General features: G+C 71.8%; 2 protein-coding genes and 1 pseudogene. 1 reads left to right on the top strand and 2 read right to left on the bottom strand.

Annotated elements, in window-relative coordinates:
• Nucleotides 1-619, bottom strand: a pseudogene (locus NBW84_RS22750) (hypothetical protein); the annotation flags it as partial.
• Complete coding sequence (locus NBW84_RS22745; RefSeq protein ID WP_250287278.1) at nt 616-1572, bottom strand: hypothetical protein; 957 nt, start codon at nt 1570-1572, stop codon at nt 616-618. The pseudogene NBW84_RS22750 and the gene NBW84_RS22745, both read right to left, overlap by 4 nt.
• Nucleotides 1573-1730: 158 nt before the next feature.
• On the opposite strand from NBW84_RS22745, the gene NBW84_RS22740 reads away from it, so the two are divergent.
• Nucleotides 1731-1988: a hypothetical protein gene (locus NBW84_RS22740; RefSeq protein ID WP_250287277.1), complete on the top strand. Its 258-nt coding sequence runs from the start codon at nt 1731-1733 to the stop codon at nt 1986-1988.
• The last annotated feature ends 91 nt before the right edge of the window (nt 1989-2079 follow it).

Genomic DNA, 2079 nt, shown 5'->3' with positions numbered 1-2079 from the left:
GGTGCGCCTCACCCAGGCTGATGCCGCGGCCACGCACCGACCCGTGGTGGAGCCGGTCGGTGAGATGGGCCCGGGTATCGCGGTAGTCGTCGAACCGCAGCCCTTCCGGTGGCATCCGCAACCGCCGGTCCAGCAGATTGTCCACGGCGGCGAGCTTGTCGGTCGCCACCAGCCGCTGCATGCCGGTGTAGCCGGGACGGGCCAGTGCATGCGCCGTGGCCGCCGGCCGGTTGAACAGCTTGGCCTGCGCCTCGGCGACCAGCCGGCCACCGTCACGCAGCCGCACATCCGCCGACGCCGTCTGGGAACCACCGGCGGCCCACTGCGTGACCTCGGCCCGCACCGACGCCCCGGCCCGAATGGCATTGCGGTTGAACGTCAACGCGTGCATGACCTCGAACAGATGCCCGGCCCGCTGCGGGTTGCCGTGGTTGGCATACCGCTCGGCCAGTCGCCGCACCGTGGCCCGGGCGTCCAACGTCGCCAGTGTCTCCGCGGCCGCCCGCCGGGTAGCGTGATCCACGTAGGCCCGGACGGCCGCGTCCACACCACCGGGCAGCAAGCCGCCGCCAGACGGAAACCTGGAGCTGACGGGCTGTTCAGCTTCGATCCCGCTCATGCCGCGGCCGGGCCGATGTCGCCCAGGCGCCGCCAGGCGTCGTCGACCACCTGTTGAGACAGATCAGTGACCATGCCGTCCTCATCGGTGAGCGGCGTGCTCATCACGGTGACCGTGGTACTGGCCAGGCTGACGAGCACCGCGACCAGCCGACGCTGCTCCGGCGGATAGGTGGCGTAGTCGTCGTTGGTGGCGAGCTGTTCCTCCAAGGCGGGCAACCGCTCCAGAATGGCCGCGTACAGGCCGCTGAGGACATCCCGGATCTGTTCGCTGCGCCCGCACACGGCATCCGCCACCGTTTCGGCGAGCCGCAGCTCGGCATCGGCCTCGTCAAGCCGGCCCGCGGTCTCCTGCTGATCCTTGCGGGCCTTGCGTCCCCGCCACTCCAGAACCCCGCCGAGGACACCCCCGAAAGCGAGCACCACCGGCGCCGCCACGATCGCGCCCAGCACCGTCGTACCGGCAGCCACCCCACCGCCACCGGCAGCCAGCGAACCGCCACCAAGCCAGGCCAGGATCGCGCTGGTCGCCGCCGCCCCGGACAGACCGGAGATCGCCGTCCCGGTCGACGCGGTCGCCAACGCCCCCACCGCGGCGAACGTGGCAGCCCCGGCCCCCGCCCCGGCAGCGGCGCCAGCCGCCGCGCCACCGGCCACCGCACCGACCACCTCCACGGCGCCCACCCGCACCTCATGCAGGTCAACGTCCGGAAGGTCCGCGCACGGAAGAGCGTCGATCACGGCCAGCTCGGCCAGATCAACGCTCTTCAGCCGGCCGAACACATCCCGGAACGGCACCAGGGCACCGTCGTACATCTCCCGGCGAACCTTCTCCAAGAGCCTGGTCTCGGCCGCCATCCGCCGGGCCAGCCGTTCGTGCCGGGCGGTCAAAGCCTCATGGGCACGCTTGTTGTCCTGCGCCAGCCTGGCCGCGTCGACGATGGCGATACCCACAAGCAACCCCCCGTTGCCGTCCCCTGCCGCTGCCGCCGTGCCTCTCCCAGCCGGGCGGCGGCCGCCACCGGCAGCGGATCCTGATTTGCCACGGTTCCCCGTAACCGTGCACGAGGGAGCATATGGTACGCAGTGGCCGGTCCGGTGCGGAGCGTGGGATGCCCACACGCGAGACCGTGACCTCGCTCCGCACGCTGGACGGGTTGCGCCTGGCTGCCACACCGACCACGCCGGATGCGGTCAGCGGCCGAGCCGCGCCCTCCGCCGTCGCATGGGCCACCGAAGCCGGCCTCGACCCTGACCCCGCCGCCGTGGCCGCCGCCCTGGACACCACCAGCACCTACGCCGAAGACGCGCTCTTCCAGTTCCTGGCCACCCTCGGCCTGCCAGACCCTCCTACCGAAGACGACTTCTGACCGCATCCACCCCGAGACCGGCACAGGGTCACAACCGCGGGCTGCCCGGGGCGGGTGGTTGATGGCGGTGAGTGGCTTCTTGAGGCCACCG

The sequence above is a fragment of the Protofrankia sp. CiP1_Cm_nod2 genome, assembly GCF_920664355.1.
In the GTDB taxonomy this organism is placed as follows: Bacteria; Actinomycetota; Actinomycetes; order Frankiales; family Frankiaceae; genus Protofrankia.
Note: the sequence above shows the minus strand (reverse complement) of the source record. Positions and strands in the feature narration are given on the sequence as shown.